We start from the raw sequence: 19,913 nt of genomic DNA on the forward strand, positions 1-19,913 counted from the left end.
GCCTGAAGAGATTTAGTGGAAATCCGTCGCGCACTAGCAATTTTGCGCCAAGACTGTCGCTATCACGCGAACCGCTCCCCCTCCAAAGTTGCACATTCGTCAATATGTTCCCAACCATGCCGTCTTTGACATCATGGCCTGGATGCGGAATGTTAATCGGCGGAAAGCCAACAATGGGAGTTAGTCATGACAATCTACAAGAGTAATGGCGATAGCGTTCCGGATCACATCCTGGCCATGGCCGAAGAGGCCAAGTCGGGTAAGGTCGATCGCCGCGAATTCCTCGCGCTCGCCAGCGTCTTCGGCGCTTCGACGGCCATGGCCTATGGCCTTCTGGGGCTCGCCGCCCCGACGCCGGCCAAGGCCGAGGACGTGCAGGGTAAGAAAGGCGGCGTGCTCAAGGTGGCAATGTCGGTCAAGGATCCCAAGGATCCGCGCACGGCCGACTGGTCGGAAATCTCCAATGCCGAGAGGCAGGCGCTCGAGCCGCTGGTGAAATACACCCACCAGTACACATTCGCGCCCTATCTCCTGGAAAGCTGGGACATCAATGACGACGCCACCGAGTACACGCTGCATGTGCGGCCGGGCGTCGAATGGAACAATGGTGACAAGTTCACCGCCGACGACGTGATCTACAATTTCACCCGCTGGGCCGACAAGGCCGCGGAAGGCAACTCCATGCCGGGCCGTCTCGGCAGCCTCGTCGATGACAAGACCAAGAAATTGCGCGAAGGGTCGGTCATCAAGGTCGACGACATGACCGTCAAGCTGAAGCTCACCAAACCCGATATCGCCATCATCCCCAACCTGACCGATTATCCGGCACTGGTGGTGCACAAGAGCTTCGACGAGAAGGGCGCCAACTTCAAGAACTGCCCGATCGGTACGGGTCCGTTCGAGCTCGTCTCCTACGACGTCGGCCAGAAGGTCGTCTACAAGCGCCGCGAGACCGGCAAGTGGTGGCAGGGCGAAGCCTTCCTCGATGGCGTCGAGTTCATCGATTACGGCACCGATCCGGCCGCAACGGTTTCGGCCTTCGAATCGGGCGAAGTTCAGACCAACCATGAGACGACCGCCGACTACGTCAAGATCATCGCAGACGTCGGCGCGCCGCCTTCCGAGGTCGTGACCGCCGCCACCGTGGTGTCGCGCTTCAACGTCAACGCCAAGCCTTATGGCGACCAGAAAGTGCGTCAGGCGATGTGTCTGGCCGTCGACAACTCGGTGGTGCTGCAGCTCGGCTACGGCAATGCCGGCACGCCGGCCGAGAACCACCATGTCGCGCCGATCCATCCCGAATATGTCGAGCTGCCCAAAATCAAGCGCGACATCGCCAAGGCCAAGCAGATGCTGACGGAAGCCGGCGTGATCGATTTCGAACACGAGCTGATCAGCAACGACGAGGACTACCACAAGAACACCACGGACGCGATCGCAGCCCAACTGCGCGAGGCTGGCATCAAGGTGAAGCGCACCGTGCTGCCGAGCTCGACCTTCTGGAACGACTGGACGAAATATCCGTTCTCGGAAACCAACTGGAATATGCGTCCACTTGGCATCCAGGTCATCGCCATCGCCTACCGCTCGGGTGAAGCCTGGAACGAGACGGCCTACGCCAATCCGGACTTCGACAAGAAGGTCAACGAGGCGCTCGGGATCGCCGACGCGGAGAAGCGCAAGGTGGTGATGAAGGACATCGAGCAGATGCTGCAGGATTCCGGCATCATCATCCAGCCTTACTGGCGCAAGCTCTACATCAACATCAAGCCCGAGGTGAAGAACCACTCGATGCACCCCACCTACGAGCACGACTTCGGCAAGGTCTGGCTCGATCAGGCGTGACCCACAGCCTGTCGGGAGCGGGGCGCCAGCGCCTTTCGCTCCCGCGGCATCGCCGCCGTTGCATTGGATGCAGCGGCGGCGTGACGTCACAAGGTTTTTGATACAGGGTTGAACCTATCTGACCCCAACCCGGCCGGCAGGGGGGTACAATGTTCTCATTCATCGCCAGACGCATCGGCACGATACTGCTCACGATGCTGTGCCTGACGCTGGTCGTCTTCTTCCTCGTCAATCTGGAACCCAACCTGAAGAAGCTGGCGATCAGCCAGACCGAGATGCACACCTCGGCCGAACAGCTGGAAAGCTGGCTGGTCAATCACGGCTACCGGCAGAACTTTTTCGTGCGCTACGGCCAGTGGCTCGGCGTCGTGCCCAAGCAGCCGGTAACCGATCCGGCGACCGGTAAGCCGGCGCAGCGCTTCTCTTTCTGCAATGATCCGGCCGAGCCGAAGTTCTCCGGCGTGCTCCAGGGTGATTTCGGCTGCTCGACCAAATTCAAGACCACGGTGGGGGCCAAGCTATTCCCTGCGCTTGGCGCCACGGGCATCCTGATGTTCTGTGTGCTGGCGGTGATGGTGCCGGTCTCGCTGCTGATCGGCATCCTGGCCGGCATGCGCGAGGGGTCGCGCACCGACCGGGTGCTGTCGGTCGCCTCGATCGCCTCGACGGCGACGCCCGAATATGTATCGGGCGTCATCTTTACCGTCATCTTCGCCTCCTGGCTTGGCTGGCTGAACGGATCCGCCGCATCGGCAAGCCAGGGCATCACCTTCTATAACTTCACGCTGCCGGTGATCACGCTGGCCATCTACGGCATCGGCTACATCGCGCGCATGACGCGTGCCTCGATGGTCGAGGTGATGACGCAGCAATATATCCGCACCGCCCGGCTGAAGGGTCTTTCCTTCAAAAGCGTGGTGGTCAAGCACGCGCTGCGCAACGCTCTGATCGCGCCCTTCACCGTGATCATGCTGCAGTTTCCGTGGCTGCTCACCGGCGTCGTCATCGTCGAGGTGATGTTCCGCTATCAGGGCTTCGGCTACACGCTGGTCGAGGCCGCAGGCAACAACGACATCGACCTTTTGCTCGGCTGCTCGCTGGTCTCGGTGTTCATCGTCCTGATCACGCAGCTCATTTCCGATGTCGGCTACGCGTTCCTCAATCCGCGCATTCGGGTCCAGTAGGGGAGACGGCGCATGCAAGCCCAATATATCGGCGCCTCCACCGTCGTCCTCGAAGTGCTCTGGCGCTTCTGGCCGGTCTGGCTCGCGCTTCTCATCGTCATGGGCGCGAGCTTCCTCTACAAGAAGAAGCTGGCTCTCTACGGCCAACTGTTCGACAGCGGCGTCGGCATAGCGGGGGTGGCCATCTGCCTGTTCTGGCTGTTCACGGCGATCTTCGCCTCGACCATCTCGCCTTTCGATCCGCTCGGCCAGATTCCCATCATGAAGGATACACTGCCCGGAGCCATCGAACCGCAATCTGGCCTCGCTTATCTATTCGGTGGCGACAAGCTCGCCCGCGATGTCTTTTCACGCATGGTCTATGGCAGCCAGATCGTCCTGATCATCGCGCCGGCGGCGACCGGCTTCGCGCTCATGGTCGGCATCACGCTCGGCCTGCCGGCCGGCTATTATGGCGGCAAGATCGATACCGTTTTGTCGTTCCTGGCCAATCTCGTGCTGGCCTTCCCGGTTATCCTGCTGTTCTACCTCCTGGTGACGCCGGGCATCATGGACACGCCGATCCCCTACGCGCTGGCCGGCGTTTTCTTCCTGTTCCCGATTATTTTCTTCTGCGTGCTGTTCTGGACGCGCTACAAGAACCGTTCCGACCGGATCTACATCCTGCTCGGACTGACGCTGGTGGTCGGCGGCTGGATCTATGCCGGCCTGGTGTTCGATGCCGACCCGCTGAAGATCGTGCATATCGATCCCAACCAGCTCAACATCTTCGTGGCGGTGGTGTTCGCCTCCAGCCCGGGCGTGTTCCGCATCGTGCGTGGCCTGACCATGGATATCAAGACGCGGGACTATGTGGCGGCGGCCCAGACGCGCGGTGAGTCGCCATGGTACATCATGCTGTGGGAGATCCTGCCCAATGCGCGCGGACCGCTGATCGTCGATGCCTGCCTGCGCATCGGCTACACAACCATCCTGCTCGGCACGCTGGGCTATTTCGGCCTCGGGCTGGCGCCGGAAAGTCCCGACTGGGGCACTGCGATCAAGGATGCCAGCCGGCTGCTGCGTTCCTTCATCCACCCGGCACTGCCGCCGACGATCGCGCTGATGTCGTTCGTACTGGGGCTAAACCTGCTCGCCGATTCCCTGCGCGAGCAATCGATGAAGGATTGATGGCGGGGTCCTCGACCCTACTTGCCCGGAAGAACCAAGGATTGGAGCGACCCATGAACGAGGCAGTTCGAAATCCGGCCAGGCCGAACAATGGGCCGATCATCGAGATCGAGAACCTGTCGATCTCCTTCTTCACCCGCAAGGGCGAGATACCGGCCGTGATGGATTTTTCCTGCACGGTCATGCCCGGCGAGGCGATGGGCATTGTCGGCGAATCCGGCTGCGGCAAGTCGACCGTGTCGCTCGGCATCATGCGCGACCTCTCCAACATCGGGAAGATTGTCGGCGGCAAGATCAAGTTCCAGGGCAAGGACATGGGCGAGCTCTCCGAGGAGGAGCTGCGCAGCATCCGCGGCAACAAGATCGCCATGATCTACCAGGAGCCGATGGCGAGCCTGAACCCGGCGATGAAGATCGGCCAGCAGTTAATGGAAGTGCCGCTGATCCATGACAAGGTGTCGAAGGAAGAGGCCTATAAACGTGCGCTCGAAATGGTGCGCTCGGTGAAGCTTCCCGATCCGGAACGCATGATGCGCTCCTATCCGCACCAGCTTTCGGGCGGCCAGCAGCAGCGCATCGTCATCGCCATGGCGCTGCTGTCGAAGCCGGCGCTGCTTCTCCTCGACGAGCCGACGACGGCGCTCGACGTAACGGTGGAGGCGGGCATCGTCGAACTGGTCAAGGGGCTGGGCGAGAAGTTCGGCACCTCGATGATCTTCGTGTCGCACAATCTTGGCCTGATCCTGGAGACCTGCGACCGCATCACGGTGATGTATTCGGGCGAGGCCGTCGAGACCGGCAAGATCAAGGACGTGTTCGACCGGATGCGCCATCCCTATACGCAGGGCCTTTTCCGCTCGATTCCACTGCCGGGCGCCGACAAGAACTCGCGGCCGCTGATCTCGATCCCCGGCCAGCTGCCCCTGCCGCATGAAAGGCCGAAGGGCTGTAATTTCGGTCCGCGCTGCCATCATTTCGTCGAGGGCGTCTGCAACGCCGCCGAAATCCCGATGATCGAAGTCGCGGGACATGAAGGTCATTTCTCGCGCTGCGTGCGCTTCAACGAAATTGATTGGGACGCCCTGCCGCCCGGCGCCAAAAAGGTCAATGAGAAGGTCGTGCCTGGCGCACCGGTACTCAAGATCGAGGACTTGAGAAAATACTACAAGGTTGGCGGCAGCGAGGTGTTCGGCTCAAGCGAGGGCCGCGTCGTCAAGGCCAACGAGACGATTTCGTTTACGGCGCGCGAATCCGAAACCGTCGCCATTGTCGGCGAATCCGGGTGCGGAAAATCGACGCTGGCCAAAGTACTGCTCGGGCTCGAGACGGCGAGCTCCGGCAAGGTCACGCTCGCCAACAAGGAAATCCAGTCGACCGGCATCGAGAGCCGCAGCGTCGACACGGTGTCGTCGATCCAGATGGTGTTCCAGAACCCGTTCGATACGCTCAACCCCAGCCATTCGGTCGGCTCGCAGATCATCCGCACACTGGAAAAATTCAACGTCGGCAAGACCGTCGCCGACCGGCGCAAGCGCATGCTGGAATTGCTTGACCTGGTGAAGCTGCCGCGCGCCTTCGAGAGCCGCAAGCCGCGCCAGCTTTCGGGTGGCCAGAAGCAGCGCATCGGCGTGGCGCGCGCCTTTGCCGGCGATGCCAAGGTGGTGGTGGCCGACGAGCCGGTCTCGGCGCTCGACGTGTCGGTGCAGGCGGCGGTGACCGAGCTGCTGATGGACATCCAGCGCAAGAACAAGACGACGATGCTGTTCATCAGCCACGATTTGTCGGTCGTGCGCTATATCGCCGACCGGGTCGTCGTCATGTATCTCGGCTATATCGTCGAGCAAGGCACGACCGACCAGATCTTCGCGCCGCCCTATCATCCCTACACCGAGGCACTGCTTTCGGCGATCCCGATCGCCGACACCAGCGTGGTCAAGAAGCACATCGTGCTGGAGGGCGACATACCCTCGGCGATGAACCCGCCGTCCGGCTGTCCATTCCAGACGCGCTGCGGCTACAAGAGACTGGTGCCGGACAATCTCTGCGAAACCAAGGTGCCGCCGGTAAAGAACCTGGGCGACGGGCACATGAGCCTGTGCTGGCTCTCGGACGACGTTCTGGCGACGATGGAGCCAGTGATCAAGTTCGACAAGCAGCATGCCGACCATGAGGGCGTGCCGGACGACGCGCCGCATGGGGCCGGCCCGGGCTTTGCCGGTCAGCCACCCAACCGACCACATGGCAAGACCGCCAGTGCGGAAGCCAGCGCGGTGGGAGAGGACGCCGAGGAGACAGAAGCCGTGTGGCGAGCCCGCCGCCACGAGGTGCGCGACGAGGTCTCCGAAACAGGTGCACCGGCGACCGATGCCAACGCGACCTCCGCGCCTTTCACGCCGAGAACGCTTGGCGAGGGCCGCCAGGCAGAGAATGCGCGTGTCGCACCAATTAGCGGCCGTGCGGCCAGACCAGGCGCGGCGCGTGATGGCGCGGCCGACAGGAACCGACCCGCCGGCATCTCCAAGCCTGCCAAGCCGGACGACTTGAAATTGATATCCGGCGTGGGTCCGAAGACGGAAGCCATCCTCAATGGCCTCGGTATCTTCACCTACGCTCAAATTGCCTCGTGGAAGAAGGCCGAACGGGAGTGGGTCGACGACCATTTGAGATTCCAGGGCCGCATCGAGCGCGAGGACTGGGTCAAGCAGGCGAAGGCGCTCGCCAAGGGCGGCGAGGCGGAATACATCAAGGTGTTCGGCAGGAAGCCGCGCTGACAGATGCTGTCGTTGTAGCGGGAGCCCTTTAGCTGCCGCACTGCCTTAGCTGTTCGGCATAGTCGCGGGCCATCTTGTCGGTGGCCCGGGCATAGCTCTGGACGCCGGAATCGCCACGATTGCCGCGGCCATAGGCGGTCCAGCCGAGATAATAGGCAAGGTAGAGATTGTAGGTGTCGTTGCGGGCGACGCCGTAGGTATCCGCTGTCTTGGAATGGTACCAGCCGACGAAATCGACGGCGTCGGCGAATTTGGTCCGGCGCGCCGCCCAGTTGCCGGTTTCGCTCTGATATTGCGACCAGGTGCCGTCCAGCGCCTGCGAGAAGCCGGTGGCCGACGAGACGTGCTTCCATGGGATGAAACCGAGCAGTTTGGTGCGTGGCGGCCGGGCGTTGCTCTTGAATCCCGATTCCTTGCGCACGGTCGCCATCAGCACGGGGACGGGCACGCCGTATTTCTGCTCGGCGCGTTCGGCGGCCGACTGCCAATTGTCGAACCAGCCGTCATTCTGGTCAAAGACGGCGCAGACATTGTTGATGTGGCTGGGGGCCGTCGCACAGGCCGAAAGTGCCAGCAGCATACCAACCGCTACAATTTTACTAAAACTCGACCTACGCATCGGCAGAGCAATAGGCTCAAATCATAAAGGGAATCTTGCTGCCCTCGTTAACGGGCCGCCGATGCGGGCGCTTCAGAAAAATGCCATATTGATCACCCGACATATCTTGTCGCTTTTCATAAATCGATATTTCGAAAATGCCGCCTCGGTTAAAATCGCGCCCGCAAACGGCGTATTTCTGACAGCTGGCGCGGTTTGCCGAGGCTTTGATGCCTGGCATGAACGAACCAAGACGCAAGCGCGGCGCCGAGCGCACCAGCAACCGGGGACCAAGGCCTATCCCGCAGCTGCCGGCGAGGCGGGTGACCAATCCTTATCCGCCGATGGCCTTGCTGTCGCCCGACCAGATCGAGGCGATCCACCAGGCGTCGATGCACATATTGGAGAATTTCGGCATCGAGGTGATGAGCCCGCGGGCGCTCTCGCTGTTCGAGCAGGCCGGTGCCAGCGTGGACCACGCGTCGGCGAACGTGCGCATTGACCGCGGCATGGTCGACGAGGCGCTGAAGACGACGCGGTCCAATTATTCCCTTACACCGCGCAATCCGGCCAACGCCGTTCATCTCGGCGGCAACACAATCAATTTCACGCTCGTTGCGGGGCCGCCCAATGTGCACGACATGGCGCGGGGCCGCCGCCCCGGCAATTTGCGCGACTATGCGGACCTGACCCGGCTGGCACAGCATTTCAACTGCGTGCACATGCTCGGCAACCAGGTCTGCGCGCCGGTCGAATTGCCGGCCAATTCGCGCCATCTCGACACCTATTTCACCAATCTGACGCTGACCGACAAAAGCTTCCATGTCTCGGCGATCGGCCGGGGCAGGGCGCTGGACGGGATCGAGATGATGGCGATCGCGCGCGGGCTGACGCTGGACCAGTTGCGCGACGATCCCGGCATCGCCACCATCATCTCGGTCAACTCGCCGCGCCGTTTCGACGAGATGATGGCCGAGGGGCTGATGACGATGGCCGAATTCGGCCAGTCTGTGGCAGTGACGCCGTTCACGCTGATGGGCGCGATGAGCCCGGTGACGCTGGCGGGTGCGCTCGCGCAGCAGAATGCGGAAGCACTGTTCGGCGTAGTCCTGACGCAACTTGTGCGTCCGGGCGCGCCGGTCATGTATGGCGCCTTTACCTCCAATGTCGACATGAAGTCGGGCGCGCCGGCCTTCGGCACGCCTGAAAACACCAAGGCCAACATCGCGTCGGGGCAATTGGCACGGCGTTACGGGCTGCCCTACCGGACAACACCGGGCTCGGCCTCCAACGCCGCCGATGCGCAAGGCGCTTACGAGACGTTGATGGCGCTGTGGGGCGCTGTGCTCGGCCACGGCAACCTCGTCTATCACGCCGCCGGCTGGCAGGAGGGCGGGCTGACGGCGTCGTTCGAGAAATTCATCATCGACGTCGAAATGATCCAGCACATGATGGAGTTTTTGCGCCCGATCGTGGTCGACGAGGCCGAGCTTGCCGTCGAGGCGCTGGGCGCGGTGCCGACCGGCGGCCATTTCTTCGGCGAGCCGCACACGCTGGAACGTTATGCGACGGCCTTCTATCAGCCGATGCTTTCGAACTGGCAGAATTTTGAAGCCTGGCAGGAAGCCGGCGGCCTCGACGCAACCGCGCGCGCCACGCGGTTGTGGAAGAAGGCGCTCGAAGACTATGTCGAGCCGCCGATGGACATCACCGTGCGCGAAGCGCTGGAGGCCTACGTGACCAAGCGCAAGGAAGAGATTGGGGCGGGCGAGCCGTGATGCGCCACGAACGTCCCGTTTTGAATCATCTAGCCCATCCAACTCACTGATATCAGAGAAGAACCCATGAAATCGCATGCAAAGGTCGTGGTCATTGGCGGCGGGGTTGTCGGGTGTTCCGTGCTGTTCCATCTCGCCCGCCATGGCTGGACCGACGTCGTGCTTCTGGAGCGAGACGAGCTGACTTCAGGCTCGACGTGGCACGCAGCCGGCGGCATGCACACGATCAATGGCGATCCCAACGTCGCCAAGCTGCAGAAATACACGATCAACCTCTACAAGGAGATCGAGGAGCTTTCCGGCCAGGCGACCGGCGTGCATCTGACCGGCGGCGTGCTGCTGGCGGCGACCGAGGCACGGCTCGACTGGCTGCGTGGCGTCGTCGCCAAGGGTCGCTATCTCGGCATCGATCTCGAAGAAATCTCGCCGAAAGAAGCGGCCGAACTGATGCCTCTGCTCGACCCCAAGCAGTTCGTCGGCGCTGTCCGCAACAAGGAGGACGGCCATCTCGATCCCTCCGGCGTCACCCATGCCTATGCCAAGGCTGCGCGTAAGCTGGGCGCCGAGGTCGAGCGCTTCACCAAGGTCGAGGACATCGTGCGGCGTCCCGACGGGCTGTGGCGCGTCATCACCAACAAGGGCGAGGTCGTGGCCGAGCATGTCGTCAACGCCGGTGGCCTTTGGGCGCGCGAGGTCGGCCGCATGGTCGGGCTCGAACTGCCGGTGCTGGCCATGGAGCACATGTATCTGATCACCGAGGACATGCCGGAGGTCGCCGCCTGGAACGCCAAGACCGGCACCGAGATCATCCACGCCGTCGATTTCGACGGCGAGCTCTATTTGCGCCAGGAGCGCGGCGGCATGCTGATGGGCACCTATGAGAAGGCCAACAAGGCATGGTCCGAGCACCAGACGCCGTGGAATTTCGGCCATGAATTGCTGGAGCCGGACATCGACCGCATCGCGCCGTCGCTGGAAGTCGGCTTCCGGCATTTCCCGGCCTTTCAGAACACCGGCATCAAGCAGATCATCAACGGACCCTTCACCTTCGCGCCTGACGGCAACCCGCTGGTCGGGCCGGTGCGCGGTTTGCCGGGCTTCTGGGTGGCCTGCGGCGTCATGGCCGGTTTCAGCCAGGGCGGCGGCGTTGGGCTCGCGCTGTCCAACTGGATGATCGAGGGCGATCCCGGCGCCGACATCTGGGCCATGGACGTGTCGCGCTATGGCGACTGGGCGACGATGGCCTACACCAACGCTAAGGTGCGCGAGAACTATTCCAGGCGCTTTTCGATACGCTTCCCCAATGAGGAATTGCCCGCCGGACGGCCGCTGAAGACCACGCCGGTCTATGACCTGCTGTCGGCCAAGGGCGCGCAATGGGGCGTGTCCTATGGGCTGGAAGTGCCGCTCTGGTACGCGCCCGAAGGCGTCAAGGACGAGTTCTCGTGGCGTCGCTCGAGCGATTTCGCGCATGTCGGCAGGGAGGTTGCAAACGTTCGCGGGGGCGTCGGCATCGCCGAGATTTCGAATTTCGCCAAATACGGCGTGACAGGCGAGGGGGCTGCTGCATGGCTCGACCGGCTGCTCGCCTGCAAGCTGCCGAGGCCAGGCCGCATGACGCTGGCGCCTATGCTGAAGGAGGACGGCAAGCTCATCGGCGATTTCACGCTGGCCAATCTCGGCGGCGAGGAGTGGTTCATCGCCGGTTCCGGCATTGCCGAGCAGTACCATATGCGCTGGTTCGAAAAGCATCTGCCCGCGGATGGTTCTGTCCGCATCGAGGCTTCGGGCGCGAAACTCACCGGCCTTGCCGTCGCCGGGCCGAAGGCGCGGGACGTGCTGGCCAAGGTTACGCGGACGGACGTCTCGAACGCCGCCTTTCCCTTCATCGCCATCGGCAAGATGGATATCGGCATGGCGCCGTGCCTGGTAGGCCGCGTCAGCTACACCGGTGATCTCGGCTATGAAATCTGGGTGGCGCCGGAATATCAGCGCGCGGCGTTCCAGGCGCTGATGGCGGCGGGCGAGGAGTTCGGCATTGGCCTGTTCGGCTCCCGTGCGCTGAACGCACTGCGGCTGGAAAAGAACTATGGCTCGTGGGCGCGCGAATACCGGCCGATCTACGGACCGCTGGAGGCAGGGCTCGATCGCTTTGTCGCCTATGGCAAGGAAGCCGATTTCATAGGCAAGACCGCGGCGTTGGCAGAGCGCAAGCAGGGCGGCAGGCTCAGGCTGCGCGCCTTCATCGTCGAGGCTGCCGACGCCGATGTCATCGGCGACGAGCCGATCTGGTTCGGCGGCACGGTGCGTGGCTGGGTGACGTCAGGCGGTTATGCGCATCATTCAAGGAAATCGGTGGCCATGGGCTACGTGCCGAAGGAGATCGCCGAGGAGAGCGAAGGCTTCGAGATCGAAATCCTCGGCAAGCGCCATGCCGCACGCATGCAGCCGGTGCCGCTGTTCGACGCCAATTTGGAGCGGATGCGGGCGTGAAAAATCCGCATCCGGCTCGCATCAGGCAGCGCGGCGATTGTCGAGCGCAAAGGCGCCAGGGCCGGCGAAGAACAGATAGAGGAAGATGAAGCAGAACGAGATCGCCAAATCGCCGCCATTGTTGACCGGGAAGAAGCCGCGCGGCATGTGCGCCATGAAATAGGCGATCGCCATCTCGCCCGCCAGAAGGAAGGCGACTGGGCGGGTAAACAGCCCCAGCGCGAGCAGGATGCCGCCGGCGAACTCGAGAATGCCGGCTGTCAGCGTCAACCCGCTGAGGGCGTGGGGTTCGGCGCTTGCCGGGAAATTGAACAGCTTCTGGCTGCCATGCTCGATGAATTGCAGCGCGGTTATGATGCGCAGAACGCCGAGCGCCTGTGGCTGGTATCGGGCCAAGCCTTCAAAAAGCGCCATCTGAAACTCCGTTTTCACCCCCCAGGTCCGGCCTAGATTATCGCCCCGAGATGGACCATTCACTTCCCGCTACCGGACATCAACAATCGGTGATGCGAGATGTTCCGCAACGCGTCGATATTTTCTCCCTAAGGTTGCATTATTATCCCTCTGGTTGTATCGATCTGTAGATAGTTGAAATCGTTTGGGGGTCTCTCGCTATGAAAAAAGTCGTCATCAGCTTTTTCGCAATCCTTGCCGGTACCAGCTTCGCGATGGCCGAGGATGCCGGCTGCGAGGCTTTCAAATGGCCGGTAACGCGCGAGCAGGCGCTGTTCGCCGCGCCTCCTTCTGCTGCGTCGGGGACGACGCTGGCGGTCGGCGCTGCCGCCGATCTGGTTCTGGTGCCGGCCGAGACAGCGGAATTCGCCCTCCCGCCGGAACGTGCCCCGGCGCCTGGCACGTTCGGCGCTGTCGCCAGCATGGTTGTGCCGCCGGAAGGGGGCATCCAGATAAGCCTGTCGGGCGAAGCCTGGATCGATGTCATTCAAGACGGCCATACCGTGAAATTGGCCGGCTACAGCGGGGTCAAGACCTGTCCGGACATTCGCAAAAGCGTTCGGTTCAAGCTTGCGCCCGGCCCGGCCACCGTCCAGTTCAGCGGTGCAAAAAAGGCAGGCCTGAAAGTCGCGGTGCTGACGCCGGAATAGCTCGGCGCCAAGCGAGGACACGGCCCTCAATCTTACGATCAAAGGCCGTCCTCCTGTGCGACGTTGAGCCCCTTACCGTCCGGGCGCCATCAAGGCGAAATGGGCGCCTTGCGGATCCTGGCACTGCACGATCCAGCTGCCGCCGGGGACCTCCATCGGGCCCATTAGGATCTTGCCGCCATTGTCGGTCACCTGTTTTGCCGCCGCGTCGATGGCGGTTACGTTGAAATAGAACTGCCAGACCGGCACCGGGATCTGTTCGGGTTTGTTCATGATGCCGCCACCGGATTCGGGGCCGGCCGCGAAGGTTTGATAGGTTCCCATCGGCCCCATGTCGAAATCGCCGGCATTGGTCCATCCGAACTGGCTGGAATAGAAGTCGAACGCGGCCTTCCAGTCGGTTGTGTAAAGCTCGTGCCAGCCGATATGGCCCGGCGTGCTGGCCGGCACGACCGGCTGGTCGGGCCCGTTCGGCTGCAGGAACATGAAGGTCGCGCCTTGCGGATCGGCGACGACGGCGAAGCGGCCGACGCCCGGAATGTCGTCGGGCTGGCGATGAACGGCGCCGCCGGCTTTCTGCAGCGACGCCGTGGCAGCATCGACATCCCTGGTGTGGATGTAGCCAAGCCAGGCGGGAGGCATGCCCATCTTGGCGGCATCCTCAGGCATCGTCATCAGCCCGCCGACGCCACGCTCGCCGACATTCATGACGATGTAGCGCGGCATGCCGGGAGCCTTGTCGAAGGCTTGCGCGGTCCAGCCGACCACCTTGGTATAGAACGCCTCGGCGGCGTCGAGGTCTGATGTCATCAATTCGTACCAGAAGAAGGGCATTGGGGATTTCGGCATCGTCGGTCTCCTCACCTTTTGCGTCGATCGTCCTTCGATCCATCATAGGACGATCTTCGAGACGGAAATCCGACAGCGGAGGAAAAATTGCGGCTCGACAGGCATGCCATGATTGCGACCTGCCGCTTAGCGGACCGTCCTTCCTCGAAAGTTCGACATTCGCGCATTACGATATTAAACGTGAACTAAATTATCATGTTTTATTCGAGCCTTTTCAGAGGCTTATGTAGAAAATTGACCAATTGATAAAAAAATAAAACGTGCTAGCCTTCCCTAAAACGAAAACAAGGGGAACTGACGATGGCAGAAGGCCAGTTCAGGGAAGGCATTGCAGGCGGCCGGCTGCCTGCCGATCAGTATGCGGACAATTTTTCCGACCTGCATCCGCCGCTCGATCACCACGAGGCGCTGGTCGAAGCGGACCGCTGCTATTTCTGCTACGACGCGCCGTGCATGAACGCATGCCCGACCTCGATCGACATTCCGCTGTTCATCCGCCAGATCTCCACGGGCAATCCGATCGGCTCGGCCAAGACCATTTTCGACCAGAACATTCTGGGCGGCATGTGCGCCCGCGTCTGCCCGACCGAGACGCTGTGCGAGGAGGTCTGCGTGCGCGAAGTGGCGGAAGGCAAGCCGGTGCAGATCGGTCGGCTGCAGCGCTATGCCACCGATATCGCGATGAGCGAGAACAGGCAATTTTATCCACGTGCCGCACCGACAGGCAAGGCGGTCGCCGTGGTGGGCGCCGGGCCGGCCGGCCTTGCCGCCGCACATCGGCTCGCCCGCCATGGCCACGACGTCACAATCCTGGAAGCGCGCGCGAAGGCGGGCGGGCTCAACGAATACGGCATCGCCGCTTATAAGAGCGTCGACAATTTCGCCCAAGCCGAGGTCGAGTACGTCACCTCGATTGGCGGGATTGATATCCAGAACGGTAAGGCGCTCGGCCGCGACTATCAGCTCTCCGACCTGATCCGCAATTATGACGCGGTGTTTCTGGGCATGGGGCTCGGCGGCGTCAATGCGCTGCGCGCCGATGGGGAGGCCGCCGTGGGCGTCACCAACGCCGTCGAGTTCATCTCCGAGCTGCGCCAAGCCAGCGATCTCTCCGGCCTGCCGGTCGGCCGCCGCGTCGTCGTCATCGGCGGCGGCATGACGGCGATCGATGCCGCGGTGCAGTCGAAGCTGCTTGGCGCCGAGGAGGTGACGATCTGCTACCGGCGCGGCCAGGAACATATGAATGCTTCCGAATTCGAGCAGGACCTGGCGGCCGCCAACGGCGTCGTCATCCGACACTGGCTACAGCCGAAGCGGGTGATTGCCGAAGGCGGCAAGGTCAATGCCATCGAGCTTGAATACACCGCCATGAACGGCGACAGTCTTGCCGGCACCGGCGAGACGCTGACCCTCGTTGCCGACCAGGTGTTCAAGGCGATCGGACAGAGTTTCGTCCCCGCTGCGCTCAACGGCAGCGGTGCTGCGATCGAGCTCGAGGCCGGGCGCATCAAGGTCGATGCGGAAGGGCGCACCTCGCTGGCCAAGGTCTGGGCCGGCGGCGACTGCATATTCGGTGGCGACGACCTGACCGTCTCGGCCGTGGCGCAAGGGCGTGATGCGGCGGAATCCATTCACCGGGCACTGACCTCGAACGGGAGGGCATGAGCATGGCAGATATCAGGAATAATTTCGTCGGCATCAAATCGCCCAATCCGTTCTGGCTGGCCTCGGCGCCGCCGACCGACAAGGCCTACAATGTCGTGCGCGCCTTCAAGGCCGGTTGGGGCGGTGTCGTCTGGAAGACGCTGGGCGAAGAGGGCCCGCCGGTGGTCAACGTCAATGGCCCACGCTACGGCGCGATCTGGGGCGCCGACCGCCGTCTGCTCGGCCTCAACAACATCGAGCTGATCACCGACCGCGACTTGCAGACCAATCTGCGTGAGATGAAGCAGGTCAAGATGGAGTGGCCCGACCGGGCGCTGATCGCCTCGATCATGGTGCCTTGCGTCGAGGAAAGCTGGAAGGCGATCCTGCCGCTTGTCGAGGAAACCGGCGCCGACGGCATCGAGCTCAATTTCGGCTGCCCGCACGGCATGTCGGAGCGCGGCATGGGCGCCGCCGTCGGCCAGGTGCCGGAATATATCGAAATGGTTGTGCGCTGGTGCAAGCAGTACACGCGCATGCCCGTCATCACCAAGCTGACGCCCAACGTCACCGATATCCGCAAGCCGGCGCGAGCAGCACATGCCGGCGGCACCGACGCGGTGTCGCTGATCAACACCATCAACTCGATCACCGGCGTCGATCTCGACAGCTTCGCGCCGATGCCGACCATCGACGGCAAGGGCTCGCATGGCGGTTATTGCGGCCCGGCGGTGAAGCCGATCGCCATGAACATGGTGGCCGAGATCGCGCGCGACCCCGAAACGCAGGGGCTGCCGATCTCCGGCATTGGCGGCATCACCACCTGGCGCGACGCTGCCGAGTTCATGGCGCTCGGCGCCGGGAACGTGCAAGTGTGCACGGCCGCGATGACCTACGGTTTCAAGATCGTGCAGGAGATGATCGCCGGTCTCGAAAACTGGATGGACGAGAAGGGCCATCGCTCGCTCGACGACATCATCGGCCGTGCCACGCCCAATGTCACGGACTGGCAGTATCTCAACCTCAACTATGTCGCCAAGGCGCATATCGACCAGGATGCCTGCATCAAATGCGGCCGCTGCCACATCGCCTGCGAGGACACCTCGCATCAGGCGATCACCAGCATGGTCGACGGCGTCAGGCATTTCGAGGTGATCGAGGCCGAGTGCGTCGGCTGCAATCTGTGCGTCAATGTCTGCCCGGTCGACAACTGCATCACCATGGAGCCGCTGGCCGCCGGGGTGATGGACCAGCGCACCGGCATGCCTGTGTCGCCGGTCTACGCCAACTGGACCACGCACCCGAACAACCCAATGGCCAAGGTGGCGGCGGAGTAGGGCGGAACAATCAAGGAAAAAGCGGCGTCCTCGGGCGCCGTTTTCATTTTGCTATTGCAGATACAAAATATCCAGGATATAAATTATCCATGTATTGGAGATTGGTATCATGAAACTCGGCGATGGCGTCGAAGCGGCCATCCACTGCGCGGCGACGCTGGCTGGCGTCGATGGCGACAGCACCATGCCAGGTGCGGCCCTGGCGGAGGCGTTTGGCCTGTCGCCGAGCTATCTCCTGAAACATCTCAACATGCTCACCGCTGCGCGCATCCTGGAATCCGTTCCTGGGCCGGCGGGCGGCTACCGGTTGGCGAAACCGGCCGAACGCATCACGCTGCTGGACATCGTGCTGGCGGTCGAAGGGCGCGAGCCGGCTTTCCGATGCGGCGAAATCCGCCAGCGCGGCCCGACGAAACTCGATGCATCGGCCTATGTCAGGCCGTGCGGCATCAATGCTGCGATGCTGAAGGCGGAGCGCGCCTATCGCGCGGCGCTGGCCGAGGTCAGGCTGTCCGACATCGTGGCGGACTTCATGAAAGGCGCCGATCCGCGGTCGGTCGCGGCAAGCTGCGCTTTCACCGAGCGCCACCAGCGGCAGCAGAAATCCAGTTCAACCAAGCAAGTATGAAAGGAAAGATGATGAGACAGAGGCTCCAGTTCTTCGCCAAGGCGCCCGAGATCATGAAAGCGGTATCGGCGCTCAACAAGGCGGTCGACGAATGCGGGCTCGAGGAAAGCCTGCTGCACCTGATCAAGCTCAGGGCCTCACAGATCAATGGCTGCTCCTTCTGTGTCGAGATGCACAGCCGCGAGGCGAGGCGCGACGGCGAGACCGAACAGCGGCTTTATCTGGTTTCAGCCTGGAAGGAATCGCCGCTGTTTTCGGAGCGTGAGCGCGCCGCTTTGGCCTGGACCGAGGCCGTGACGCTGATCGCCAACAATGGTGTTTCGGACGAACTCTATGCCCGCACGCTGGAACATTTCTCGGAAGAGGAGTTGGTCAAGCTCTCCGTGGCGCTGGGCATGATCAATACCTGGAACCGGCTTTGCATTCCGTTCCACGCCATTCATCCGATGCCTGCCGCCAAGGCCGCCTGATTGTTCGATCACGATCGGAGCGCCGCCAAGGGAGGCGGCGCTCCCATTATTTTAAAGGGAGAGCGTTTGATGCTTGCCGATTTACCCGCCGCCTTGTTGGTTCTCGGCCGGCTGTTGCTTGGCGGCGGGTTTGTCTTCGCCGGCTTGCGCAACATCCAGAACGCGGGCTTCTTGACGGGGCTGATGGTCGCGCGCGGTGTGCCGCAGGCGCGGCTGGCACTTTGGGCCGGCATCGTGTTGCAGATCGTCGCCGGCGTGCTGGTGGTGACGGGCTTCTGGACCGCCACTGCCTGTGCGGTGCTGGTGCTGTTCCTGATCGTCGCCACGCCGATGTTCCACAATTTCTGGGATCATCAGGGACAGGAGCGTGCGTCGCGTATCAATGGTTTTGTTGGCAATGTCGCGCTGAGCGGCGGCTTCCTGACACTGATCGCCCAATCGCTTTGACGGTTGCAGCTAGGCCGCGAACCGCAAACCACCATCGCAGGTTAATACCTGGCCGGTCATGAAGCCGTTGGAGACGAGGAAGGCTATGGCCGAGGCGACGTCCTCGGCGCGGCCGATGCGGCCGACCGGCGTCTTGCCGGCATAGTCCGCGAAGACCGCTTGTCGCTGCTCGTCCGGCAGAAAGTCCCACCAGGGCGTGTCGATGACGCCGGGCGCCACGACGTTGACGCGCAGCGGCTTCAGTTCGACGGCCAGGACCGGCGCCACCGTCAGGAGCATGCCATTGACGGCGCCGATGCCGGCGACGCCCGGCGTGGCGAGCTGGGCGGATACCGCCGAGATGAAGGTGACCGATCCTGATTTGTCCAGCGTCGGCAAGGCCGCCTGCAGGCAGGACAATTGCGGCCGCACCTTTTCGTCGACGCCGCCAGCGATATCGGCAAGGTCGAGTGTTTCGAACGGGCCAAGGCCCTTGCCGCCGCTCGCGGCCAGAACGAGATGGTCGAACGGGCCGAGACGCTCGAAGAAGTGGCGCACTTCATTCGGCTTTGACGCATCGAATGCCGCCTTGTCAGCGGCGCCACCGAGACTTTTCCATGCGCTGACGAGCTTGTCCTGATTGCGCCCGGTGATGGTCACCTTCATGCCGGGGCCGAGCAGTTTGCGCGCCGTCGCCAGGCCGATGCCGGACGAGCCGCCGATGACGACTGTGTGTTCGATCTTGTCGGTCATGAATGTTGTTCCTTCGATGTTGCCTGGCCGACAAGGTCCAGGCTCAAGACTCGCAATTGCTGTCTTGCCGTTGCGTCGTAAGCCTGGGCGTCGGCGCGGGATTCGCGCAGGCCGTCGAAATAGAGGCCGCTGCGCGCTTCGAGCGCGGGGGAGGTGGCGAGATTGACAATGGCCTCGGCGCCGGTCTCCACCGAGCTCCATGGCGTGACGCCTGCCTGCCGGACCATCGTGGTGTTCATGTAGCTCGCCGGGTGCAGGGCGTTGACGGTAACCCCGCTGCCCTTGAGCTGCTCGGCGAGATCGATGGTGAACAGGATCTGCGCCAGCTTGCTCTGGCAGTAGGCGCGCACGCCGCTGTAGCCATGGGTAAGCATGACGTCGCTAAAGTCGATGGCCTGCTGGCCCGCCGAGGCGACGTTGACGATACGCGCCGGCGCGCTGGCCTTCAGCAGGGGCAGCAATCCCTCCGTAAGCAGGAAGCCGGCGAGATAGTTGACGGCGAAGCGCAGTTCATAGCCGTCGGCGCTGACCTGCCTTTTGGCGTTTTGGCCAGCCGTGCCGACACCGGCATTGTTGATGAGGATGTCGAGCCGAGCGGTTTTTTCACGCACGGCCTCGGCGAGCCGGCGCACCTCGGCCAGCGAGGCGAGGTCGGCTGCGAAGAACTCGGCCTTGCCGCCGGCCGCCTCGATGTCCGCGACCGTGGCCTTGCCGCGCGCCGCGTCGCGTCCGTGCACCAGCACCCGGGCGCCACCTGCGCCCAGCCGTTGCGCGACGACCCGGCCGACACCGTCGGTCGAGCCGGTGATCAGGATTGTCTTGTCTTTCAGGTCCATGTTTGAGCCTCCATTCGTTGCTCTCGAC

Annotated in this window: 17 protein-coding genes and 1 pseudogene; 12 read left to right on the forward strand and 6 right to left on the reverse strand. The window is 62.6% G+C overall.

Going from position 1 to position 19,913, the window contains the following annotated elements; translation table 11 throughout:
* Nucleotides 1-186: 186 nt before the first annotated feature.
* From FJ973_RS20620 to FJ973_RS20635, 4 genes and pseudogenes are all read left to right on the forward strand, one after another.
* Nucleotides 187-1,845, forward strand: coding sequence for an ABC transporter substrate-binding protein (locus FJ973_RS20620; protein WP_140495085.1), 1,659 nt, complete (start codon nucleotides 187-189; stop codon nucleotides 1,843-1,845).
* 149 nt (nucleotides 1,846-1,994) lie between these two features.
* Nucleotides 1,995-3,029 carry an ABC transporter permease gene (locus FJ973_RS20625; RefSeq protein WP_140521245.1) on the forward strand — a complete coding sequence of 345 codons (1,035 nt, stop codon included), beginning with the start codon at nucleotides 1,995-1,997 and terminating at the stop codon, nucleotides 3,027-3,029.
* 12 nt (nucleotides 3,030-3,041) lie between these two features.
* Nucleotides 3,042-4,199, forward strand: a complete 1,158-nt coding sequence (locus FJ973_RS20630) for an ABC transporter permease (protein WP_140495091.1) — start codon at nucleotides 3,042-3,044, stop codon at nucleotides 4,197-4,199.
* A 53-nt stretch (nucleotides 4,200-4,252) separates the two neighbouring features.
* Nucleotides 4,253-6,454: pseudogene (locus FJ973_RS20635) on the forward strand (ABC transporter ATP-binding protein); the annotation flags it as partial.
* Between the two features lie 544 nt (nucleotides 6,455-6,998).
* Here FJ973_RS20635 and FJ973_RS20640 read toward each other — a convergent pair.
* Nucleotides 6,999-7,589 carry a transglycosylase SLT domain-containing protein gene (locus FJ973_RS20640; RefSeq protein ID WP_140521244.1) on the reverse strand — a complete coding sequence of 197 codons (591 nt, stop codon included), beginning with the start codon at nucleotides 7,587-7,589 and terminating at the stop codon, nucleotides 6,999-7,001.
* Nucleotides 7,590-7,605: 16 nt separating this feature from the next.
* Nucleotides 7,606-7,809 (reverse strand): hypothetical protein, encoded by a 204-nt coding sequence (locus tag FJ973_RS20645; protein WP_140557465.1) that lies wholly within the window; start codon nucleotides 7,807-7,809, stop codon nucleotides 7,606-7,608.
* Here FJ973_RS20645 and FJ973_RS20650 point away from each other — a divergent pair.
* Nucleotides 7,808-9,346: a trimethylamine methyltransferase family protein gene (locus tag FJ973_RS20650; protein ID WP_140557467.1), complete on the forward strand. Its 1,539-nt coding sequence runs from the start codon at nucleotides 7,808-7,810 to the stop codon at nucleotides 9,344-9,346. The two genes, FJ973_RS20645 and FJ973_RS20650, sit on opposite strands and share 2 nt — an antisense overlap.
* Before the next feature lie 66 nt (nucleotides 9,347-9,412).
* Complete coding sequence (locus FJ973_RS20655; protein WP_140495099.1) at nucleotides 9,413-11,839, forward strand: FAD-dependent oxidoreductase; 2,427 nt, start codon at nucleotides 9,413-9,415, stop codon at nucleotides 11,837-11,839.
* A 21-nt stretch (nucleotides 11,840-11,860) separates the two neighbouring features.
* On the opposite strand, the gene FJ973_RS20660 is transcribed toward FJ973_RS20655, so the two are convergent.
* Nucleotides 11,861-12,253, reverse strand: a complete 393-nt coding sequence (locus tag FJ973_RS20660; RefSeq protein ID WP_140495101.1) for a DoxX family protein — start codon at nucleotides 12,251-12,253, stop codon at nucleotides 11,861-11,863.
* 200 nt (nucleotides 12,254-12,453) lie between these two features.
* Here FJ973_RS20660 and FJ973_RS20665 point away from each other — a divergent pair, with 200 nt between their 5' ends.
* Nucleotides 12,454-12,942 carry a hypothetical protein gene (locus FJ973_RS20665; protein ID WP_140495103.1) on the forward strand — a complete coding sequence of 163 codons (489 nt, stop codon included), beginning with the start codon at nucleotides 12,454-12,456 and terminating at the stop codon, nucleotides 12,940-12,942.
* Between the two features lie 72 nt (nucleotides 12,943-13,014).
* On the opposite strand, the gene FJ973_RS20670 is transcribed toward FJ973_RS20665, so the two are convergent.
* Nucleotides 13,015-13,791 (reverse strand): VOC family protein, encoded by a 777-nt coding sequence (locus tag FJ973_RS20670; protein WP_140516670.1) that lies wholly within the window; start codon nucleotides 13,789-13,791, stop codon nucleotides 13,015-13,017.
* Nucleotides 13,792-14,091: 300 nt separating this feature from the next.
* Between FJ973_RS20670 and FJ973_RS20675 the strand changes: the two genes are divergently transcribed.
* From FJ973_RS20675 to FJ973_RS20695, 5 genes are all read left to right on the forward strand, one after another.
* Nucleotides 14,092-15,456, forward strand: coding sequence for an NAD(P)-dependent oxidoreductase (locus tag FJ973_RS20675; RefSeq protein ID WP_140495107.1), 1,365 nt, complete (start codon nucleotides 14,092-14,094; stop codon nucleotides 15,454-15,456).
* A 2-nt stretch (nucleotides 15,457-15,458) separates the two neighbouring features.
* A complete protein-coding gene (preA, locus tag FJ973_RS20680; protein WP_140495109.1) occupies nucleotides 15,459-16,772 on the forward strand; it encodes an NAD-dependent dihydropyrimidine dehydrogenase subunit PreA in 1,314 nt (437 codons plus the stop codon).
* A gap of 109 nt (nucleotides 16,773-16,881) precedes the next feature.
* The gene (locus tag FJ973_RS20685) at nucleotides 16,882-17,400 is read left to right on the forward strand and encodes an Rrf2 family transcriptional regulator (RefSeq protein ID WP_140557468.1); all 519 of its coding nucleotides are present in this window, start codon (nucleotides 16,882-16,884) and stop codon (nucleotides 17,398-17,400) included.
* Between the two features lie 11 nt (nucleotides 17,401-17,411).
* On the forward strand, nucleotides 17,412-17,870 hold the full coding sequence (locus FJ973_RS20690) for a carboxymuconolactone decarboxylase family protein (RefSeq protein ID WP_140495113.1): 459 nt from the start codon (nucleotides 17,412-17,414) through the stop codon (nucleotides 17,868-17,870).
* A gap of 69 nt (nucleotides 17,871-17,939) precedes the next feature.
* Complete coding sequence (locus FJ973_RS20695) at nucleotides 17,940-18,317, forward strand: DoxX family protein (protein ID WP_140516666.1); 378 nt, start codon at nucleotides 17,940-17,942, stop codon at nucleotides 18,315-18,317.
* Between the two features lie 9 nt (nucleotides 18,318-18,326).
* On the opposite strand, the gene FJ973_RS20700 is transcribed toward FJ973_RS20695, so the two are convergent.
* Together FJ973_RS20700 and FJ973_RS20705 are read right to left on the reverse strand one after the other, a co-directional pair.
* Nucleotides 18,327-19,049, reverse strand: a complete 723-nt coding sequence (locus FJ973_RS20700) for an SDR family oxidoreductase (RefSeq protein ID WP_140557470.1) — start codon at nucleotides 19,047-19,049, stop codon at nucleotides 18,327-18,329.
* On the reverse strand, nucleotides 19,046-19,885 hold the full coding sequence (locus FJ973_RS20705; RefSeq protein ID WP_140557471.1) for an SDR family NAD(P)-dependent oxidoreductase: 840 nt from the start codon (nucleotides 19,883-19,885) through the stop codon (nucleotides 19,046-19,048). Before FJ973_RS20705 ends, FJ973_RS20700 begins: the two co-directional genes overlap by 4 nt.
* Between the last annotated feature and the right edge of the window lie 28 nt (nucleotides 19,886-19,913).

The organism is Mesorhizobium sp. B2-1-3, assembly GCF_006442495.1.
Classification (GTDB): Bacteria; Pseudomonadota; Alphaproteobacteria; order Rhizobiales; family Rhizobiaceae; genus Mesorhizobium.